Source organism: Streptomyces sp. CHD11 (genome assembly GCF_018638295.1).
Classification (GTDB): Bacteria; Actinomycetota; Actinomycetes; order Streptomycetales; family Streptomycetaceae; genus Streptomyces.
Map to the genome: position 1 here is coordinate 1 of NZ_JABTTS010000008.1, position 20,418 is coordinate 20,418.

General features: G+C 72.1%; 19 protein-coding genes and 1 pseudogene. 17 read left to right on the forward strand and 3 right to left on the reverse strand.

Translation table 11 applies throughout. The features are described 5' to 3' along the window. Positions 1–197: 197 nt before the first annotated feature. The 4 genes from HTV45_RS09790 to HTV45_RS09805 all read left to right on the forward strand — a co-directional run bounded on the left by HTV45_RS09790 (position 198) and on the right by HTV45_RS09805 (position 5,411). Positions 198–737: a hypothetical protein gene (locus HTV45_RS09790; protein ID WP_215205289.1), complete on the forward strand. Its 540-nt coding sequence runs from the start codon at positions 198–200 to the stop codon at positions 735–737. A 47-nt stretch (positions 738–784) separates the two neighbouring features. After that, positions 785–3,994, forward strand: a complete 3,210-nt coding sequence (locus HTV45_RS09795; protein WP_215205290.1) for a S41 family peptidase — start codon at positions 785–787, stop codon at positions 3,992–3,994. Between the two features lie 150 nt (positions 3,995–4,144). Next, a complete protein-coding gene (locus HTV45_RS09800) occupies positions 4,145–4,498 on the forward strand; it encodes a histidine triad nucleotide-binding protein (protein ID WP_215205291.1) in 354 nt (117 codons plus the stop codon). Positions 4,499–4,505: 7 nt separating this feature from the next. After that, positions 4,506–5,411: a ribonuclease Z gene (locus tag HTV45_RS09805; RefSeq protein WP_215205292.1), complete on the forward strand. Its 906-nt coding sequence runs from the start codon at positions 4,506–4,508 to the stop codon at positions 5,409–5,411. Between the two features lie 91 nt (positions 5,412–5,502). Here the strand turns inward: HTV45_RS09805 and HTV45_RS09810 are convergent, their stop codons facing one another. Next, positions 5,503–6,840: an MFS transporter gene (locus HTV45_RS09810; protein ID WP_215205293.1), complete on the reverse strand. Its 1,338-nt coding sequence runs from the start codon at positions 6,838–6,840 to the stop codon at positions 5,503–5,505. 195 nt (positions 6,841–7,035) lie between these two features. After that, positions 7,036–7,818 (reverse strand): IclR family transcriptional regulator, encoded by a 783-nt coding sequence (locus tag HTV45_RS09815; protein ID WP_215205294.1) that lies wholly within the window; start codon positions 7,816–7,818, stop codon positions 7,036–7,038. A 176-nt stretch (positions 7,819–7,994) separates the two neighbouring features. Here HTV45_RS09815 and HTV45_RS09820 point away from each other — a divergent pair, with 176 nt between their 5' ends. The 10 genes from HTV45_RS09820 (at position 7,995) to HTV45_RS09865 (ending at position 17,798) form a co-directional block, all read left to right on the forward strand. Further along, positions 7,995–8,891 (forward strand): 5-dehydro-4-deoxyglucarate dehydratase, encoded by an 897-nt coding sequence (locus tag HTV45_RS09820; RefSeq protein ID WP_251691868.1) that lies wholly within the window; start codon positions 7,995–7,997, stop codon positions 8,889–8,891. Further along, positions 8,888–10,210 (forward strand): glucarate dehydratase family protein, encoded by a 1,323-nt coding sequence (locus tag HTV45_RS09825; protein WP_215205296.1) that lies wholly within the window; start codon positions 8,888–8,890, stop codon positions 10,208–10,210. Before HTV45_RS09820 ends, HTV45_RS09825 begins: the two co-directional genes overlap by 4 nt. A gap of 98 nt (positions 10,211–10,308) precedes the next feature. Then, positions 10,309–11,487, forward strand: a complete 1,179-nt coding sequence (locus tag HTV45_RS09830) for a carbohydrate kinase family protein (RefSeq protein WP_215205297.1) — start codon at positions 10,309–10,311, stop codon at positions 11,485–11,487. Between the two features lie 359 nt (positions 11,488–11,846). Beyond that, positions 11,847–12,917: a PhoH family protein gene (locus tag HTV45_RS09835; protein ID WP_215205298.1), complete on the forward strand. Its 1,071-nt coding sequence runs from the start codon at positions 11,847–11,849 to the stop codon at positions 12,915–12,917. Between the two features lie 12 nt (positions 12,918–12,929). After that, positions 12,930–13,427, forward strand: a complete 498-nt coding sequence (gene ybeY, locus HTV45_RS09840) for an rRNA maturation RNase YbeY (RefSeq protein WP_215205299.1) — start codon at positions 12,930–12,932, stop codon at positions 13,425–13,427. After that, positions 13,424–14,740, forward strand: coding sequence for a hemolysin family protein (locus tag HTV45_RS09845; protein WP_215205300.1), 1,317 nt, complete (start codon positions 13,424–13,426; stop codon positions 14,738–14,740). The genes ybeY and HTV45_RS09845 overlap by 4 nt, the downstream gene beginning before the upstream one ends. Beyond that, a complete protein-coding gene (locus tag HTV45_RS09850) occupies positions 14,737–15,096 on the forward strand; it encodes an MmcQ/YjbR family DNA-binding protein (RefSeq protein ID WP_215205301.1) in 360 nt (119 codons plus the stop codon). Before HTV45_RS09845 ends, HTV45_RS09850 begins: the two co-directional genes overlap by 4 nt. 31 nt (positions 15,097–15,127) lie before the next feature. Continuing rightward, positions 15,128–15,487 (forward strand): cytidine deaminase, encoded by a 360-nt coding sequence (locus tag HTV45_RS09855; protein ID WP_215205302.1) that lies wholly within the window; start codon positions 15,128–15,130, stop codon positions 15,485–15,487. A 206-nt stretch (positions 15,488–15,693) separates the two neighbouring features. After that, a complete protein-coding gene (locus HTV45_RS09860; RefSeq protein WP_215205303.1) occupies positions 15,694–16,173 on the forward strand; it encodes a hypothetical protein in 480 nt (159 codons plus the stop codon). Between the two features lie 308 nt (positions 16,174–16,481). Next, positions 16,482–17,798 carry a GH1 family beta-glucosidase gene (locus HTV45_RS09865; protein ID WP_215205304.1) on the forward strand — a complete coding sequence of 439 codons (1,317 nt, stop codon included), beginning with the start codon at positions 16,482–16,484 and terminating at the stop codon, positions 17,796–17,798. Here HTV45_RS09865 and era read toward each other — a convergent pair whose 3' ends face one another. Then, positions 17,799–18,752, reverse strand: a complete 954-nt coding sequence (gene era / locus HTV45_RS09870) for a GTPase Era (RefSeq protein ID WP_215205305.1) — start codon at positions 18,750–18,752, stop codon at positions 17,799–17,801. 348 nt (positions 18,753–19,100) lie between these two features. Between era and HTV45_RS09875 the strand changes: the two genes are divergently transcribed. The 3 genes and pseudogenes from HTV45_RS09875 to HTV45_RS09885 all read left to right on the forward strand — a co-directional run. Next, positions 19,101–19,433, forward strand: a complete 333-nt coding sequence (locus HTV45_RS09875; protein WP_251691871.1) for a type II toxin-antitoxin system RelE/ParE family toxin — start codon at positions 19,101–19,103, stop codon at positions 19,431–19,433. Then, the gene (locus HTV45_RS09880; protein ID WP_215205306.1) at positions 19,430–19,768 is read left to right on the forward strand and encodes a helix-turn-helix domain-containing protein; all 339 of its coding nucleotides are present in this window, start codon (positions 19,430–19,432) and stop codon (positions 19,766–19,768) included. The genes HTV45_RS09875 and HTV45_RS09880 overlap by 4 nt, the downstream gene beginning before the upstream one ends. A gap of 44 nt (positions 19,769–19,812) precedes the next feature. Then, positions 19,813–20,019 (forward strand): annotated as a pseudogene (locus HTV45_RS09885) (helix-turn-helix domain-containing protein); the annotation flags it as partial. Positions 20,020–20,418 lie beyond the last annotated feature (399 nt).

The following is a 20,418-nucleotide window of genomic DNA, read 5'->3' on the forward strand; positions in this document are numbered from 1 at the left end:
CCCCCCCCCGCCGCCCTTCCCCTCCCCCCCCCGGGGGCCCCCCCCCGCACCCCGCTCCTCGAACGCCGGAGGGGCTGAGATCAGCCCCTCCGGCGTTCGAGGAGCGGTCCGGGGGCAGCGCCCCGGGGGGGGCGAAAGCAAACAAGTGGCCATATGCGCCCTACCGCGCCGCCCCCGGCGGTGGCAGTCTGCCGCCCATGAGCGCGACGAAATGGTTCCCGCGCACGGCGCGCAGCCGCCGCCGGCGAGCACTGGCCGTCACCTTCGCCGTGACCGCCATCGCAGGAGTCACAGCATGCGAGGGCGGCGGAATCGGCTCCGCGGCCGTCGCCTTCACGACCGACGAGGCCGTGACCGACGAGCTCAACCGCCGGAAGGCCGACGTCCGGTGGCTCAGCTGCAACGCGTCGTTCGGCGACAAGGGCGGAGCCACGCCGGCCCAGGACACCGTCGCCGCCGTCGACTGCCAGGGCGAGACCCAGGACGGCAAGGAGATCACCGTCACCGGACGGATCACCCACGCCGTCAACGGCGCCTGCGTACGCGGCAACATCACCGCGAAGGTGGACGGGAAGCAGGTGTTCCGCGTCGACGGGCTCGGTGACTGCGACGACAAGAGCCCGCCCCGCGTCGGCGAGCCCACACAGCGCGGCCCGGACCCCACCGTCACCGTGACCGTCACGACGACCGTGTGGTGCGAGGAGTACCCGTCGTGTCGCCCCGTCGAGGGCAAGTGATTCGGAACCCCTGTCCAGGAACGCCCGCGCCTGCATAGGGTGATCGGGTGACACAGCCCGCATCGGTCGCATCCGCCGCTTATCTCCGGTTCCCGCATCTGCACGGTGAGTTGGTCGCCTTCACCGCCGAGGACGACGTGTGGCTCGCCCCGCTCGACGGCGGCCGCGCCTGGCGGGTCAGTGCCGACAACGTGCCGGTGAACCATCCCCGCATCTCGCCCGACGGCACCACCGTCGCCTGGACCTCCAGCCGCGACGGCGCCCCCGAGGCGCACATCGCGCCGGTGGACGGCGGGCCCACCCGCCGGCTCACCCACTGGGGCAGCCTCAGGACGCAGGTGCGCGGCTGGACCGCCGACGGCCGGGTCCTCGCCATCAGCACCCACGGCCAGGCCAGCCTGCGCCGCACCTGGGCCCGTGCCGTCCCCCTCGACGGCGGCCCCGCCGACACCCTGCCGTACGGGCCCGTCGGCGACGTCGCCCGGGGCCCGCACACCGTGCTGCTGTCCGCGCCGATGGGCCGTGAGGCCGCATGGTGGAAGCGCTACCGGGGCGGTACCGCGGGCAAGCTGTGGATCGACCGCGAGGGCGACGGCGAGTTCGTACGGCTGCACCAGGACCTCGACGGGAACATCGAGTACCCGCTGTGGGCGGGGGACCGTATCGCGTTCCTCTCCGACCACGAGGGCACCGGAGCGCTGTACTCCTCCCTCGCCGACGGCTCCGACCTGCGCCGGCACACGCCGCTCGAGGGCTTCTACGCCCGGCACGCCGCCACCGACGGCACCCGGGTCGTCTACTCCAGCGCCGGTGAGCTGTGGATCCTGGACGACCTCGACGGGGCCGAGCCGCGCCGGCTCGACATCCGGCTCGGCGGGCAGCGCGTGGACCTCCAGCCGTTCCCGGTGAACGCGGCCCGCTGGTTCGGCACCGCCTCGCCCGACCACACCGCGCGCGGCAGTGCCGTCTGCGTCCGCGGCACCGTCCACTGGGTCACCCACCGCTCCGGCCCCGCCCGTGCCCTCGCCGCGACGCCGGGCGTACGGGCGCGGCGCCCGCGCACGTTCCGCGCCGACGGCGAGGAGTGGGTGGTGTGGGTGACCGACGCCGAGGGGGACGACGCCCTGGAGTTCGCCCCCGCCACCGGTCTCGCTCCCGGCGCGACCCCGCGCCGGATCGCCGCCGGCCGGCTCGGCCGGGTCGTGGACCTGGCCATGGCGCCGGACGGCAGCCGCGCCGCGATCGCCTCGCACGACGGACGTCTCCTCCTCGTCGAGCGGGAGACCGGCGAGGTCCGTGAGGTCGACCGCAGCGAGGACGGTGACGTCTCCGGGCTGGCGTTCTCACCCGACTCGACCTGGCTCGCCTGGTCCCACCCCGGCCCGCGCCCGCTCAGCCAGCTCCGCCTCGCCCACACCACCGACCTGTCGGTCACCGAGGCGACCCCGCTGCGCTTCCAGGACTACGCGCCCGCCTTCACCCTCGACGGCAGGCATCTCGCGTTCCTGTCGACCCGTTCCTTCGACCCGGTCTACGACGAGCACGTGTTCGACCTGGCCTTCGTGGAGGGCGTACGCCCGTATCTGATCACCCTCGCGGCGACGACCCCGTCGCCGTTCGGACCGCAGCGGCACGGCCGCCCCTTCGAGACACCGGACCGGGAGGAGACGCCCGACAGCGAGGGCACGCCCACCACCCGGATCGACCTCGACGGCCTGGCCGACCGCATCGTGCCGTTCCCGGTCGAGGCCGCCCGCTACACCAACCTGCGCGCGGCCAAGGACGGGGTGCTCTGGCTGCGGCACCCGGTGCGGGGCGTGCTCGGCTCGTCCCGGGCCACTCCGGACGACCCCGATCCCAAGACCGACCTGGAGCGCTACGACCTCGCCCAGCAGCGTCTGGAGCATCTGGCCGTGGACGCCGACCACTTCGAGGTCAGCGGTGACGGCAAGCGGGTGCTGCTGTGGACCGACGGGCGGCTGAAGGTCGTACCCAGCGACCGGCGCGCCTCGAGTGACGACGACAGCGACACCAACGTCACCGTCGACCTCGGACGGGTCCGCCAGTTCGTCGACCCGGCCGCCGAGTGGCGGCAGATGTTCGACGAGAACGGCCGCATCATGCGGGACAACTTCTGGCGTCCCGACATGAGCGGGGTGGACTGGGACGGCGTCCTGGACCGGTACCGGCCCGTGCTCGACCGGCTGGCCACGCACGACGATCTGGTGGACCTGCTGTGGGAGGTCCAGGGAGAGCTCGGCACCTCGCACGCGTATGTCACCCCGCGCGGCGGGTACGGCGGCGGGGGTGCGCGGCAGGGGCTGCTGGGGGCGGACATCTCCCGTCACGAGGACGGCAGTTGGCGGGTCGACCGGATCCTGCCCGCGGAGACCTCCGATCCGGACGCCCGCTCGCCGCTCGCCGCCCCCGGGGTCGCCGTGCGGGCCGGGGACGCGATCGTCGCCGTCGCCGGGCAGCCGGTCGACACGGTGACCGGGCCCGCGCCGTTGCTGGTGGGGACGGCGGGGAAGCCGGTCGAACTGACGGTCTCGCCCGCGGGCGGCGGCGAGCTGCGGCACGCGGTCGTCGTGCCGCTCGCCGACGAGGAGCCGCTGCGGTACCACGCGTGGGTCGCCGACCGCCGTGCCTATGTGCTCGAGAAGTCCGGGGGACGGCTGGGGTACATCCATGTGCCGGACATGCAGGCGCCCGGGTGGGCGCAGATCCACCGCGATCTGCGGGTGGAGGTGCTGCGCGAGGGCCTGATCGTGGATGTGCGGGAGAACCGGGGCGGGCACACCTCGCAACTGGTGGTGGAGAAGCTGGCGCGGCGGATCGTGGGGTGGGACCTGCCGCGCGGGATGCGGGCGGAGAGCTACCCGCGGGACGCGCCCCGGGGGCCCGTGGTCGCCGTGGCCAACGAGTTCTCCGGGTCGGACGGCGACATCGTGAACGCGGCGATCCGGGCGCTGGGGATCGGGCCCGTGGTCGGCACGCGGACGTGGGGTGGCGTGATCGGGATCGACAGCCGGTACCGGCTCGTCGACGGCACCCTGGTCACCCAGCCCAAGTACGCCTTCTGGCTGGAGGGTTACGGGTGGGGGGTGGAGAACCACGGCGTCGATCCGGACGTCGAGGTGGTGCAGCGGCCGCAGGACCACGCGGCGGGGCGGGACGTGCAGGTGGACGAGGCGGTACGGCTGGCGCTGGCCGCGCTGGAGGACGCGCCGGCGAAGGTGCCGCCGGGACTGTCGTGAGCCGGGGCCCCCGCAGCCCGCGAAACCCCCGCCGCCCCGGGGGGTGTCTCCCGGGCCTTCGCGGTACCGAGGGGGAGGCAGGGAGTGCCCGTGGTGGCCGGAGCGTGGATACCATGCCTGTGTCGGTGATCGCCGGGTGGAGGAGTGCACATGGCTGGTGAGCCTCAGGACGACTGTCTGTTCTGCAAGATCGTCGAAGGGAGCATTCCGGCGACGATCGTGCGGGAGACGGAGACGACCGTCGCGTTCCGTGACATCAACCCCCAGGCGCCCACCCATGTCCTGGTGATCCCCAAGGCACACCACCAGGACGCAGCAGCCCTCGCCGCCGAGGCGCCCGAGGTCGCCGCCGACGTGCTGCGCGAGACGCAGGCCGTCGCGGACGACGAGAAACTGGAGAGCTACCGCACCGTCTTCAACACCGGCAGCGGCGCCGGTCAGACCGTCTGGCACGCGCACGCCCACGTCCTGGGCGGCCGCGGCCTCGAATGGCCCCCCGGATAGATCAGCCGTGTCCGTACGAGAACTGGTGGTGCTCGGCACCGCCAGCCAGGTCCCCACCCGGCACCGCAACCACAACGGTTACCTGCTGCGCTGGGACGGCGAGGGCATCCTGTTCGACCCCGGCGAGGGCACCCAGCGCCAGATGCTGCGCGCCGGGGTCGCCGCCCACGACCTGAACCGGATCTGCGTCACCCACTTCCACGGCGACCACTCCCTCGGCCTCGCCGGGGTGATCCAGCGCGTCAACCTCGACCAGGTGCCGCACGAGATCACCGCCCACTACCCGCGCTCCGGCCGGCGCTTCTTCGAGCGCCTGCGGTACGCGACCGCCTACCGCGAGACCGTCACCCTCACCGAGGCCCCGGTCGACACGGACGGCGTGCTCGCCCGCACCCCCGGCTACACGCTGGAGGCGCGGAAACTGTCCCATCCCGTCGAGGCGTACGGCTACCGGCTGGTCGAGCCCGACGGCCGGCGCATGCTGCCCGAGCGGCTCGCCGCCCACGGCATCGAAGGGCCGGACATCGGCCGCATCCAGCGCGAGGGCACGCTGGGCGGGGTGTCGCTGGCGGAGGTCAGCGAGGTGCGGCGCGGACAGCGGTTCGCGTTCGTCATGGACACCCGGCTCTGCGACGGGGTGTACGCGCTCGCCGACGGCTGCGACCTGCTGGTCATCGAGTCGACCTTCCTCGACGAGGACGAGGACCTCGCCGCCGAGGTCGGCCATCTGACGGCCGGTCAGGCCGCGCGGGTGGCGCGGGAGGCGGGCGTACGGCATCTCGTCCTCACCCACTTCAGCCAGCGCTACTCCGACCCGGAGGAGTTCGCCCGGCAGGCGCGGGCGGCCGGGTACGAGGGCGAGCTGACCGTGGCGCGCGATCTGCAGCGGGTGGGGCTCCCGAAGCGCCGGTGAGACGGTCCGTGTGCTCCCCCGCGGCTGCGGGCAGTGCGGGGGACTTTCACCGTCTCTGCGGCACGACTGCCCGCGGTGTGCGGGGGCCGCTTCAGGCGGAGCCCGGTGCTCGGGTCGCCGCTGCTGTGTCGTAGGTGTGCCGGGCCGGGGCGGGGGTGCCGTCCAGGAGGATCTCGACCACCGCCTGCTGCGGGGCGCCGACCTCGGGCACGGCACCCGTCGGCGTCACCGTGGACGCCGCGACCAGTGCCTCCGCCGGATGGCCCCCGCGGCGGCGCACCGCGCCCGGCAGCAGGGGACGTCCGCCGGTGTGCAGGGCGACCGCCGTCATCGGCACCGCGACCAGCAGCAGCCCGGCGCCGAGCACCGCGCCCATCACCGGGAACCCGGCCTGCGCGGACAGCGCGCTGCCGGTCAACGGCCCCGCCGCCGTACCGAGCGCGGAGGCCGAGCCGACCAGTGCGGCCCACCGCCCCCGGGGGTCCAGCGAGGCGGCCAGTCCGATCAGGTACGAGAGCACCACCGGGTAGATCGTGTTCCAGGCGATCTCGCCCGCGGCGAAGCTGCTCAGCTCCGTGGCCGAGGCGCTGAGCGCGATGCAGCCGGCGATGACGACCGTGCCGCCGCCGATGGGCAGTGCGCGTCCCAGCCGTGGGCCCAGCGCGCCCGCGCCGAGGATGCCCAGCAGCCCGGCGCCCAGCGCCACCGCGAAGACGACGCCCACGGTCGGCTCGGACAGGTGCGCCTGACTCACCCCGATGCGTCCGCTGACACCCCACAGGGCGTTCTGCGCCAGCGACCACAGCAGCATGGCGCCGGCCAGGACGAGTCCCGAACGCCGGTAGGGCAGGCGGCCGGTGAGGGCCGGATCCGGCACGGCGGGTCCGGGGCCCCGGGTGCCGGCGGGCAGCCGGGAGGTCAGCGGCCACACGGCCAGCGCGGTGAGGGCGATGGCGGCGAGGGTGAGCCCGTGCCCCGGGAGGTGCGGCACCGTGAGGTACACCACGCCCGCGAGCGCGGAGACGCTGAGCAGTCCGAGGGTGGAGGCCCGGTGCGGGTCCTGTTCGGCGGCGATCCGCGTCGCGGCGACGGTCGTGGCCGTACCGGAGCCGAAGCCGCCGATCACCGCACCGGCGACGACGGCGGGCAGGGCGCTGGTCAGGGCGGCCCCGCCGTAGCCGATGACGGCCAGGGCGAGTCCCAGCCGGGCCAGGGTCCGTGCTCCGGTCCGTTCCACCCGGGAGGCCAGCAGGAAACCGGCGGCGGCGGAGCTCAGCAGCAGCGCGCTGCCGATGGCTCCGGCCTGGGTGGGGGAGAGGCCGAGCCCGCGTTCCAGGCGGCCGACGGTGGTCGGCAGCAGGTAGGGGGCGAGGTACCCGGCCGTGAAAAGGGCGACGAGGGGCCAGGGAGTGGTGCGAGGGGCGAACACGGGCGTTCCCGGGGCATGCGAAGGGGAGGGTGCGAAACGCAAGGAAAAGCAAGGGAAAGGGGGAGCGGCGACCGTCGACCGACAGGAACGCGCGGGCAATTTGTATCAAGCCGGAGGACGGCAACGGGAGGGCGCCAGATGTGATCTATGTCACTCGTGCGTTTGATTCCCCCGGAGTCTGGGCAGCAGCATCCGCTACCGCCAGTGAACAGCCCCGCCACCTGCGGGAACAGCGGCTTCCACCTTCATCCGGATCTCCCGCATCACGGCGACGATCCGCTCCTCCCGCTCCGGCGTCAGCCGGGCCACCGGCACCGAGCAGCTGATGGCGTCCTGCGCGGGGGAGTCGTACCGCAGCGCGAAGCCGAAGCCGGCGATCCCGGGCACCCCCTCCTCGCGGTCGACCGAGTGGCCGCGCCCGCGCACCCCGGCCAGATCGGCCGCCAGCGACTCCCGGGACGTGTGGGTGCGGGGGGTCGCCGCCTCGTACGGCCCCTCGGTCAGTTCCGCGTCCGGCCGTTCGGCCAGCAGCGCCTTGCCGAGCGCGCCCATGTGCGCCGGGAGCCGCCGCCCCACCCGGCTGATGGTCCGCAGGTACTCGTGCGACTCGCGCGTCGCGAGGTACACCACGTCGCGCCCGTCCAGCCGGCCCAGGTGGACCGTCTCGCCCAGAGTCGTGGACGCCTCGTCGAGATACGGGCGCACGGCCCGCACCCGCGGGTCCGAGTCGAGGTAACTCGTGCCGGTGAGCAGGGCGTGGATGCCGATGCCGTACAGCGAGCCGGTGACGTCGGTGCGGACCCAGCCGCGGGCGACCAGGGTCTGCAGCAGCGCGTACATCGAACTGCGCGGCACCTCCAGCGCGTCCGCGAGTTCCTGGAGGCGGGCCGGCCGGTCACCGCGCGCGGCCAGCACTTCCAGCAGCTCCACCGTGCGCGCGGCGGACTTCACCTGGCGTACGCCCCCTGTCTCCGGCATGCGGCCGATCGTAGTCCGGGGCACGGTGCGGGTGCCTCGCCATTGACGGACCCTGTTCGCGTATCTAACCTGCATCTGTATACATGGATGTCATCTACATAGGGAGATGAGCGAGGGTGGACCTCGATACGGACACGCGTAACACGGCCGCCGTGGCGAGACGCCTCGAGGACGGGATGGCGAACGGGGTGCTGTCCTTCCCGCTCACCGCCTTCCACGCCGACGGGTCCCTCGACCCGGACGGATTCCGCGCCTACGTCGCGGACCGGATCGCCACCGCCCCCGGAGCCGTCTTCCCCGCCTGCGGCACCGGCGAGTTCTTCTCCCTGGACGAGGACGAGTACCGCCGGGTCGTCACCGTCACCGTCGAGGAGAGCGCCGGCCGGATCCCCGTCGTCGCCGGCATCGGCTACGGCTGGGCCCAGGCCACCCGGTTCGCGCGCATCGCCGAGGACGCCGGGGCCGACGCCCTCCTCGTCCTGCCGCACTACCTCGTCACCGCCCCGCAGGACGGACTCGTCGCCCAGCTGGAAGCCATCGCCGCCCGCACCCGGCTGCCCCTCGTCACCTACCAGCGCGGCCAGGTCACCTACACCGCCGACTCGCTCAGGCGGATCGCCGCCCTGCCCGGCGTCATCGGCCTCAAGGACGGCCACAGCGACCTCGACCGGCTGCAGCGACTGACCCTCGCCGCCCCCGGGGACTTCCTCTTCTTCAACGGCGCCGCCACCGCCGAGATCCAGGCCCGCGCCTACGCCACCGTCGGCGTCCCCGCCTACTCCTCCGCCGTCCACGCCTTCGCCCCCGAGATCGCGAACGCGTTCTTCACCGCCCTGCGCGCCGGCGACGAAGGCACGCTCGACACGCTGCTGCGCGGCTTCTACGTCCCCTTCGTCGAACTGCGCGACCGGGCGCCCGGATACGCGGTGTCGCTGGTCAAGGCCGCGGCCCGGCTGCGCGGACACTCCGTGGGCCCCGTACGCGCCCCGCTCACCGACCCCGCCGACCGCGACCTCGCCGACCTCAGGACCCTGCTCACCACCGGACTCGACCTCGTAGGAGCCGCCCTGTGACCACGCCGCCCGCGCCGACCACCCGTTCCCGCGACCTGACCGTGACGGAGGTCCGCCTCACGCCGATCCTGGTCGCCGACCCGCCGCTGCTGAACACGCAGGGCGTCCACCAGCCCTACACACCCCGCCTGATCGTCGAGGTGGTGACCGCCGACGGAACCACCGGACTGGGCGAGACCTACGGCGACGCCAAGTACCTGGAACTGGCCGAGCCCCTCGCCGGCCGGCTGGTCGGCCGCCGGGCCGACGACCTGAACCGGCTGTTCACCGAGGCCGACGACGTGGCCGTGGACGCCTCCCGGGTCTCCGGCCAGGTCGACGTGGGCGGACTGCGCGGCGTGCAGACCGCCGACAAACTGCGCCTGTCCGTGCTCTCCGCCCTCGAGGTCGCCTGCCTCGACGCCGTCGGCAAGAGCCTCGGACTGCCCGTGCACACACTGCTCGGCGGCAAGGTGCGCGACCGCGTCGACTTCAGCGCGTATCTCTTCTACAAGTGGGCCGACCACCCCGACGGCGTCACGGCGGAGAAGGACGACTGGGGCGCCGCCGTCGACCCGGCCGGTGTCGTCGAACAGGCCCGCCGGTTCACGGAGCGGTACGGATTCACCTCCTTCAAGCTCAAGGGCGGTGTCTTCGCGCCGGACGAGGAGATCGCGGCCGTCCGCGCCCTCGCCGCCGCGTTCCCCGGACACCCCCTGCGGCTCGACCCCAACGGCGCCTGGTCGGTGGAGACCTCCCTGAAGGTGGCCGCCGAACTCGGGGACGTCCTCGAGTATCTGGAGGACCCGACCCTCGGCACCCCCGGCATGGCCGAGGTCGCCGCCCGTACCGGCGTGCCGCTCGCCACCAACATGTGCGTGACGACGTTCGCCGAGATCAAGGAGGCGTTCACCCGCGACGCCGTGCAGGTGGTCCTCTCCGACCACCACTACTGGGGCGGACTGCGCAACACCCAGCAGCTCGCCGCCATCTGCCGCACCTTCGGCGTCGGCGTCTCCATGCACTCCAACACCCACCTGGGGATCAGCCTCGCCGCGATGACCCAGGTGGCGGCCACCGTGCCCAACCTGCACCACGCCTGCGACTCCCACTACCCCTGGCAGTCGGAGGACGTCCTCACCGAGCGGCTCACCTTCGAGGACGGCGCCGTGCGGGTCTCCGACGCTCCCGGTCTGGGCGTGGAGCTCGACCGCGACCGGCTGGCGTTCCTGCACCGGCGGTGGCTCGACGACGACGGATCGCTGCGGGACCGCGACGACGCGGCGGCCATGCGGATCGCCGACCCCGACTGGGTCACGCCCTCGGTGCCCCGCTGGTGACACCCCTCCCTGGGGACGACATGGAGTGACGGCCGTCACACTGTCGGCGGTGTGGTGCACACTGGCCTGATCCGCACCATGTCAGGGAGCGCACCGTGATGGCCGCCACCGGGAAGGCACGCACCGAGGGACCGGACCACCGCCCGGCCCCGCTCGACCCCCTCGCCCCCCTGCGCGCACCGGGCGACCCGCCCTGGGACGTGTACCTCACCGGCACGGTGTTCCTCGACATCGTCTTCACCGGGCTGGACTCCGCCCCGGTCCGCGGGACCGAGTCCTGGGCACGCGGGATGGGGTCCAGCCCCGGCGGTGTCGCCAACATGGCCACCGCCCTGGCCCGGCTCGGCCTGCGCACCTCCCTCGCGGCGGCCTTCGGCGACGACCACTACGGCGAGTACTGCTGGGACACGCTGGAGCAGGGCGAGGGCATCGACCTCTCGCTGTCCCGCACGGTGCCCGGCTGGCACTCGCCGGTCACCGTCTCCATGGCGTACGAGGGCGAGCGCACCATGGTCTCCCACGGCCACGAACCGCCGCCCGAGGAGCCGCCGGCCCACCCGTCGGCCACCACCACCCTCAAACGACGCCCTCCGGGCGCGGACCTGCCTCCGTGCCCGCCCCGTGCGCGTGCCGCCGTCGCCTCCCTCACACCCGGTCACGGTGCGCCCTGGATCGCGCAGGCCGCGCGGAAGGGGGCGAGGGTCTTCGGCGACGTCGGCTGGGACGACAGCGGGCGGTGGGATCTGGCCCGGCTGACCGACCTGCGGTACTGCGAGGCGTTCCTGCCGAACGCGGCGGAGGCGATGCGGTACACCCGCACGGACTGCCCGCGCGCCGCCGCGCACGCGCTGACCGAGCAGGTGCCGGTGGTGGTGGTCACCCTGGGCGCGGAGGGCGCGTACGCGGTGGACCGGCGTACGGGGGAGACGGCGTCGGTGCCGGCGATCGAGGTGGAGGCGATGGATCCGACGGGGGCGGGTGACGTCTTCGTCGCCGGGTTCGTCATGGGCAGCCTGGCGGGGTGGCCGCTGGCCGACCGGCTCGCCTTCGCGGGGCTGACGGCGGCGCTGTCCGTGCAGGAGTTCGGGGGGTCGCTGTCGGCGCCGGGGTGGACGGAGATCGGGGCGTGGTGGGACCGGGTCCAGTCCGCCGAGGGGCAGGACCCCTCGGCGCTGCGGCGGTACGAGTTCCTGGCGGGGCTGGTCTCGGGGGAGCTGGGGCGGCCGTGGCCGCTGCGGCGGGCGGTGCCCACGATCGGCTTCCGCCGGTCACCCTGAACCGGGGCCCGGGGAGGGGATCCGCCCCGGTCCCCCGCGAGGAGGCTTCCGCCCCCTGGACCCCGGCCTGCGCCCACCCCGTGCCCACCCCTCACCCGACTCGGTGGCTGGAGGGCGGGCCACGGGGGTGATGGCTCGGAGGCTGGAGAGCGGGCAACGGGGTGGCGGCTCAGTGGGCCGGAAAGGGGGATCGCGGTGTCCGTGCGTGCCGTGCTGACCTGGCTCGGTCGGCGGGGGAGACGAGGCGGGGTGAAAAGCCCTTCGGGCTTGTCACCCCTCCGTCGTACCCTGGAACCGTGAGGCCGCCCACAGTTGCGCGGCCGTGACGAGGAGGATCCGCAGGCCTTCAGAGCCGGCCCATGACTCAGACACCGACAGATCGCACCCCCGCGCAGGGACAGGCGAAAGTGCAGTTCACCGTCCCCGCCCAGCACCCCATGGTCACCGTGCTGGGGTCCGGGGACTCCCTCCTGCGCGTGATCGAGAAGGCCTTCCCGGGGGCCGACATACACGTCCGGGGCAATGAGATCAGCGCGGCCGGCGACGCGGCGGAGATCGCCCTCATTTCGCGCGTGTTCGACGAGATGATGCTGGTGCTCCGCACCGGGCAGCCGATGACGGAGGACGCAGTGGAACGCTCGATCGCCATGCTCAGGTCGAGCGGGGACGGGGAGAACCAAGGCCAGGAGACCCCGGCCCAGGTCCTCACGCAGAACATCCTGTCCTCGCGCGGCCGCACGATCCGTCCCAAGACGCTCAACCAGAAGCGCTACGTGGACGCGATCGACAAGCACACCGTCGTCTTCGGCATCGGCCCCGCGGGCACCGGCAAGACGTACCTGGCCATGGCCAAGGCGGTGCAGGCCCTGCAGTCCAAGCAGGTCAACCGCATCATCCTGACCCGGCCGGCCGTCGAGGCGGGCGAGCGGCTCGGATTCCTCCCGGGCACGCTCTACGAGAAGATCGACCCGTACCTGCGCCCGCTCTACGACGCCCTGCACGACATGCTCGACCCCGACTCGATTCCCCGCCTGATGGCGGCGGGCACGATCGAGGTCGCGCCGCTGGCCTACATGCGCGGCCGTACGCTCAACGACGCCTTCATCATTCTCGACGAGGCCCAGAACACCAGCCCCGAACAGATGAAGATGTTCCTCACCCGCCTCGGCTTCGACTCGAAGATCGTGATCACGGGTGACGTGACGCAGGTGGACCTGCCGAGCGGGACCAAGTCCGGGCTGCGGCAGGTGCAGGACATCCTGGAGGGCCTCGACGACGTCCACTTCTCCCGGCTGTCGTCAAGTGACGTCGTCCGGCACAAGCTGGTGGGCCGTATCGTCGACGCGTACGAGCAGTACGACAGCACGCACGGCACCGAGAACGGCACGCACAAGGGCGGCCGGGGCCGGTCCGGGCCCAAGGGGAAGTAGACCGAGCACCAGATGTCGATCGACGTCAACAACGAGTCCGGAACCGAGGTCGACGAGCAGGCGATCCTCGACATCGCCCGCTACGCGCTCGCGCGGATGCGCATCCACCCGCTCTCCGAGCTCTCGGTGATCGTGGTGGACGCCGGCGCCATGGAGCAGTTGCACATCCAGTGGATGGACCTGCCCGGGCCGACGGACGTCATGTCGTTCCCGATGGACGAGCTGCGGCCCCCGTCCAAGGACGACGACGAGCCCCCGCAGGGACTGCTCGGCGACATCGTGCTCTGCCCCGAGGTCGCCGCCCGGCAGGGCGAGGACGCGCCGACTCAGCACACCATGGACGAGGAGCTCCAGCTGCTCACCGTCCACGGTGTGCTGCACCTGCTGGGTTACGACCACGAGGAGCCGGACGAGAAGGCCGAGATGTTCGGTCTGCAGGCGGCCATCGTGGACGGCTGGCGTGCGGAGAAGGGCCTGACCGGCCCGTCCCCGGCCCCGACCGTCTCATGAGTCCGGCACTCGTGCTCGGCGCGATCGCCCTGGTCGTCGTCGCCTGGCTGGCCGCCTCCGCGGAGGCGGGCATCGCGCGCGTCTCCAGTTTCCGCGCCGAGGAGGCCGTCCGCTCCGGCCGCCGGGGCAGCGCCAGGCTCGCGCAGATCGCCGCCGACCCCACCCGCTACCTCAACGTGGCGCTGCTGGTCCGCATCACCTGCGAGATGGCCGCCGCCTCCCTGATCACCTACGGCTGTCTGCGGGAGTTCGACGGCACGGCCGAGGCGCTGCTGATCGCCATCGCGATCATGGTCCTCGTCTCGTTCGTCGCCGTCGGGGTCTCCCCGCGCACCATCGGCCGCCAGCATCCGCTGAACACGGCCACGGCCGCCGCGTACGTCCTGGTCCCGCTCGCGCGGATCATGGGCCCGATCCCGTCGCTGCTCATCCTCATCGGCAACGCGCTCACCCCCGGCAAGGGTTTCCGGCGCGGCCCCTTCGCCTCCGAGGCGGAGCTGCGCGCGATGGTCGACCTCGCGGAGAAGGAGTCGCTGATCGAGGACGAGGAGCGCCGCATGGTGCACTCGGTCTTCGAACTCGGCGACACCCTGGTGCGCGAGGTCATGGTGCCGCGCACCGATCTGGTGGTGATCGAGCGGTACAAGACCATCCGCCAGGGCCTCACCCTCGCCCTGCGCTCCGGCTTCTCCCGGATACCGGTGACCGGCGAGAACGAGGACGACATCGTCGGGATCGTCTACCTCAAGGATCTGGCCCGCAAGACCCACATCAGCCGGAACGCCGAGAATGAACTGGTGTCCACGGCGATGCGTCCGGCCTTCTTCGTGCCCGACACCAAGAACGCGGGTGATCTGCTGCGCGAGATGCAGAAGGAGCGCCGGCACGTCGCTGTCGCCGTCGACGAGTACGGCGGCACCGCGGGCATCGTCACCATCGAGGACATCCTCGAGGAGATCGTCGGCGAGATCACCGACGAGTACGACCGTGAGATTCCGCCGGTCGAGAAGCTGGGCGAGGACCGCTACCGGGTCACCGCCCGCCTCGACATCACCGATCTGGGTGAGCTGTACGGGCTGGAGGAGTACGACGACGAGGACGTGGAGACCGTCGGCGGCCTGCTCGCCAAGCACCTGGGCCGGGTGCCGATCGCGGGCGCCTCGTCCGTGGTGGCACTCCCCGACGACCGTGAGCTCCGGCTGACGGCGGAGGCGTCGGCCGGCCGCCGCAACAAGGTGGTCACGGTGCTGGTGGAACCGGTTGATCCGGAACCCCCGTCCCGCGACGGCGAGGAGGAGGCCGGACCGGAGTGACTCCGCAGCAGCTGCGCGCCCTGTGCCTTTCCTTCAACGCGGCGGAGGAGGACTTCCCCTTCAACCCGGAGACCTCGGTCTTCAGGGTACGGGGCAAGCTGTTCGCCCTGACCGACCTCGGCGCGGACCCCCTCAAGGTCAACCTCAAGTGCGCCCCGGAGGACGCGATCCGCCTCCGCGCCGAACACCCGGACCTGATCGTCCCGGGCTGGCACATGAACAAACGCCACTGGAACACGGTGACGGTCGACGGCACCCTCCCCGGCCGCCTGGTCAGGGAACTGGTCGAGGACTCGTACGACCTGGTCGTGGCGGGCCTCCCGCGCGCCGAGCGCCTCCGCCTCGACCGCCCCTGAGACCGCAGGCGGGCCCCCTTATCCTCGGATCATGACCGACACCGACACCACCGCCCTCGACCCCGAGGACCGCAAGATCGTCACCCTGGCCCGTTCCGTGCGGGCCCGCAACGGTGTGCCCGAGGGGGCCGCCGTGCGCGACGAGACCGGGCGGACGTACGCCGCCGGGACCGTGGCCCTGGACTCCCTGAAGCTGAGCGCCCTCCGGACGGCGGTGGCGATGGCGGTGGCGTCCGGCGCGACGTCGCTGGAGGCGGCGGCCGTGGTGACGGAGAGCGCGTCGGCGCCGGCCGAGGACCGCGCGGCCGTACGGGACCTTGGCGGTCCCGGCACGCCGGTGCTGGTGGCGGGCCCGGACGGGACGGTACGGGAGACGCTCACCGCGGGCTGACCCACTGGCCCCCATCATCCTGTTACCGCCGGTAAATAGGCCAGATTTCAACCTTGTCGCACACTGCCTCCCGCGCATCAATGGAATCGCCGGTTCCGACGAGACGTCGTCGGCCGGCGCGATGCAGCGGGTCCGGACCCCATCTGCCGATCAGTTCCCCCGACGGAGTTCCCCCCGGAACTCTCCCCACACGGAAAGGGAATCCCATGAGAGGCAAGCGATTCGGCACGGGTCTGTCCCTGGCCGCAGGCGCTCTCGCGGTCTGCGGACTGGCCTTCGCCCCCGCCGCGGCGGCCGTCGCCCCCGGGTCGGCGACCGTCAGCGCCGACTGCGGGACCTGGGGCGGCGGCGACGCCACCCTGACGGCGACACAGAGCGGCACGTCCGCGACCATCACCATCAACACCACCGCGGTCACGGCGCCCCTCGCGATCAGCCGGGACTCACTCGTCTCGGAGCTGAAGATGGTGAAGGGCGACGGCGGCACCACCGTCTTCAAGGGCACCAGGAACCCGGCCATGGCGACCGGCGACGCCCTCGAGGTCGGCCCCCTCACCGGCACGGTCGCCCCGGGCGACAGCCTGGAGGCCTACGGCGGCACCCTGAAGGTGACGGCCTTCGGCTTCATCACCATCACCTGCACGGCAACGGCCCCGCAGGCCCCGGGCCCGTTCGTCTTCGACTGATCCTTACCCACCCGTGGCGAGGCCACGTGCGAGGGGTTCCCGGAGGGCCACCACCCTCCGGGAACCCCGCGAGCACTCCCGTATACGCACCGGTAAGGAGCACGAACGGGGTCGAGTTCGCCGGTCCCATGTCCTGGACCGCCACGCACGGACCGGAGGCGATGGGGGTGAGCCGACCGGAGGCGTTCCGCCTCGGCTGCTGGGGGGTTCAGCGGTCGCAACGCCGCCAGGACGTGGCGGGTACCGGTAAGTGCCTTCCGGCGCGGGGGCATTGACTCCGACCGCCGTCGGTGCGGATGATCCGGGCCATGGTGACGACGAACCCGATGCCCCGTTTCCCGGACGGCTTCCTGTGGGGTGTGTCGACCTCGGCGCACCAGATCGAGGGGGCGGCGGACGAGCGCGGGCCGTCCGTGTGGGACGTGTTCTCCGCGGAGCCGGGGCGGGTACGGGACGGTGCCACGGCGGACGTCGCCTGCGACCACGTCCACCGTCACACCGAGGACGTGGCGTTGCTGGCCGGCCTGGGCGTGGACGCGTACCGCTTCTCCGTGTCCTGGCCGAGGATGCTGGCGAAGGGCGGCGCCGACTTCTACGACCGGCTGGTCGACGACCTGTGCGCGGCGGGCGTACGGCCGGTGGTGACGCTGTTCCACTGGGATCTGCCGGCCGGGCTCGACTGGCTGGAGCGGGACACGGCCGAGCGGTTCGCGGAACACGTGGCGGAGGCCGCCGGGCGGCTGGGTGACCGGGTGACGAAGTGGATCACGCTCAACGAGCCCGCCGAACACACCCTGCTGGGACATGCGCTGGGGGTGCACGCGCCCGGCCGCAACCTGCTCTTCGACGCGCTTCCGGTGGCCCATCACCAACTGCTCGCCCACGGACTCGCGGTACGGGTGCTGCGGGCGGCGGGAGCGGACGGCATCGGGATCGCGAACTCGCACGCGCCGACCTGGCCGGCCTCCGGGGACGAGGCGGACCTGGCGGCGGCCGCCTTCCACGACACCCTGCTGAACCGGATGTTCGCCGACCCGCTGCTCCTGGGGCGTTATCCGGAGGGCATCGGCGAGCTGATGCCGGGCGATGTGGAGGCCGACCTCGACGTCATCGCGGAGCCGCTGGACTGGTACGGGATCAACTACTACGCGCCGACGCGTGTGGGGGCGCCGCAGGGCACGGAGACCGACTTCGGCGGGGTCCGGATGCCGGCCGAACTCCCCTTCTCCGTGCGGGAGATCGAGGGCCACCCGGTGACGGACTTCGGCTGGCCGGTGGTCCCAGGGGCGTTGACGGAGGTCCTCACCACCTTCCGTACCCGCTACGGCGACCGCCTCCCCCCGGTGATCGTCACCGAGAACGGCTGCGCGTACGGGGGACTGGACGACCGGGACCGTATCTCCTACCTCGACGGTCACATCCGCGCTCTGCACCGGGCGGTGGAGGCGGGCGTGGACGTACGCGGCTACTTCGTCTGGTCCCTGATGGACAACTTCGAGTGGGCGGAGGGGTACGCCCGCCGCTTCGGGCTGGTGCACGTCGACTTCGACACGCTGGAGCGGACCCCGAAGGCGTCGTACGGCTGGTTCAGGGACCTGCTGCGCGAGCAGCGGCGGCGCGGCTGATCAGAAGCCGAGGCGCCGCAGCTGCTTCGGGTCGCGCTGCCAGTCCTTGGCGACCTTCACATGCAGGTCGAGGAAGACGGGAGTACCGAGGAGCGCCTCGATCTGCTTGCGGGACTTGATGCCGACGTCCTTCAGGCGCTTGCCCTTGGGGCCGATGACGATGCCCTTCTGGCTGGGGCGCTCGATGAACAGGTTGGCGTGGATGTCGAGGAGGGGTTTGTCGGCGGGGCGGTCCTCGCGCGGCAGCATCTCCTCCACGACCACGGCGATGGAGTGCGGGAGCTCGTCGCGGACGCCCTCCAGGGCCGCCTCGCGGATCAGCTCCGCGACCATGACCTGCTCGGGCTCGTCGGTGAGATCGCCCTCGGGGTAGAGGGCGGGGCCCTCCGGCATCAGGGGGATCAGGAGGTCGGCCAGCAGGTCGACCTGCTGGTTCGCGGTCGCCGAGACCGGGACGATCTCCGCCCAGGTGATGCCCAGCTCCTTGCCGAGCTGGTCCACGGCGATCAGCTGCTCGGCCAGCGCCTTGCCGTCCACCAGGTCGGTCTTGGTGACGATCGCGATCTTCGGGGCCTTCTTGATCCCGGCGAGTTCCTTGGCGATGAAGCGGTCGCCGGGGCCGAGCTTCTGGTCGGCGGGGATGCAGAAGCCGATCGCGTCGACCTCGGCCCATGTGGTGCGGACCACGTCGTTCAGCCGCTCGCCGAGCAGGGTGCGCGGCTTGTGCAGGCCCGGGGTGTCCACCAGGATCAGCTGCGCCTCCGGGCGGTGCACGATGCCGCGCACGGTGTGCCGGGTGGTCTGCGGGCGGTTCGAGGTGATCGCCACCTTCTGCCCGACCAGAGCGTTCGTGAGGGTGGACTTGCCCGCGTTGGGGCGGCCCACGAAGCAGGCGAAACCGGCCCTGTGGACGGCCTCGGCCGGCTGCTCGGATGACTGGGTACGAACACTCATGCCGCCCATTCTCCCTGATCCACGGAGGCCGACGAACCAGCGGTGGCGCCGGGCGGCGGCTCGCGCGGGCCCGGTGGACGGGCTCGTCGCCCGGCGTCAGCCGAAGGCCTTGACCGTGTTCCAGTCCACGCCCAGGACGACCTTCACCTGATTTCTAGCCAGGAAGCCCGGGGCTTCAGCCCCGGGAGGAATGGCTTCCTTGGTGTGCGACGTTGGAGTGGCTGCGGTCGCGGCGACGGCACAGACCTGAACTACGAAGTCGCGCTCTCGCACCCCGTGCCATATATCATCGGCGCTATGGACAGTGGGCGGTACTCGATCGAGATCGAGCCGGAGGTGCGGCTGTGACTGGAGAACATTCCCGCCCATCACTACAAGCAGGCCGAACGCGTCGCCGACCTGCTCGCCGAGCAGCCCACCACGCTCGACGAACCGCACTCCCGCCACCTGGGCGGCAAGCCCCGTGAGCTGCGCTTCCGCCTGGGCGATGCCCATCAGCGGATCACCTACTGGCTGGCGCCCGGCCGACGTGTCGTGCTGCTCACCGTGTTCCGCAAGACCAGGATGCGCGAGCAGGCCGAAGTGGACCGCGCCCACGCCGCACAGCGATTGTGCGAGGCAGAGCATGAAGCCGCCGCCGAGCACGACCTCTACAGCCGCAACCTCAAGGAGAACCGATGAACCACAGCGAATGGAGGACCCGTCGCCACCGCCAGCTGCTGGGCGAGCACCTGGACGCTGACCCCGAGTACGACCGGGTCTACGAAGAGGCCGGCCTGGCCATGACGTTGGGCAAGGCCGTCTACGACCGGCGTAAGCAGCTGGGACTGAGCGAGGCCGATCTCGCCGGGCGCATGCACGTCGGCGTCGATGACATCGAAGGCATCGAGACGGCCACCGAGCTGCCGCCCATCGCGGTCATCATGCGCCTGGCCCGCGCACTCGACCTCACAGTGGACGTGCACGTCGCCGGCGGAGACGAGCCCACCGTCACCATCGTCGCCCCAGCGGCCTGAGGCGGGGAGGAACCATGCAGGACCCGCCTTCCGCGCTCGGACGTGAGCTCGGGCAACTCGTCCACGACCGGCGCATCGAGCTCGGGCTGTCCCAGGCCGAGCTGGCCGAGCGGTGCGGGATGAAGCAGCCGCAGATCTCCCGCTTCGAAGGCGGTGGGACCGTGCCCACGCTTCCCCTCCTGCGCCGCCTGGCTCAGGCTCTCGGCGCCGACCTGACCATCAGCCTCACCCCGCACGACGAAGCCGCTTGACACGCATTCGGAATTCCTGGAATTCCCCAGGCGGTGTAGACCGCTGACGCTGACGTTGAAAGGGTGGGGTGACTGGGTTACGAGGGCTCCAGCGCCAGTCCGGTCTCGGCGATGAAGCCGTTGAGGACCTCGGGTCGACGTTGGATGCCGCGTAGCCGGTTCTTCACGAGCAGGAGTGAGGTCTTCGATCGCGCGGAAGCGCGCGGGTTCGCAGAATCATGGGCGGCGCATATGGCGAACCTGCGCGCCGATACCGGATTGGCGCAGCTGGCGCGGACGGGTTCGTCTGGGAGTCGACCACAAAGGTGGCCAAGAACTGTTGCAGAAACGGCTCACACGGCCGCACGGCACCGTGGCCTGCGGTCTTGTATCCGTGGCGGCGATGCAGCGACGTCCCGG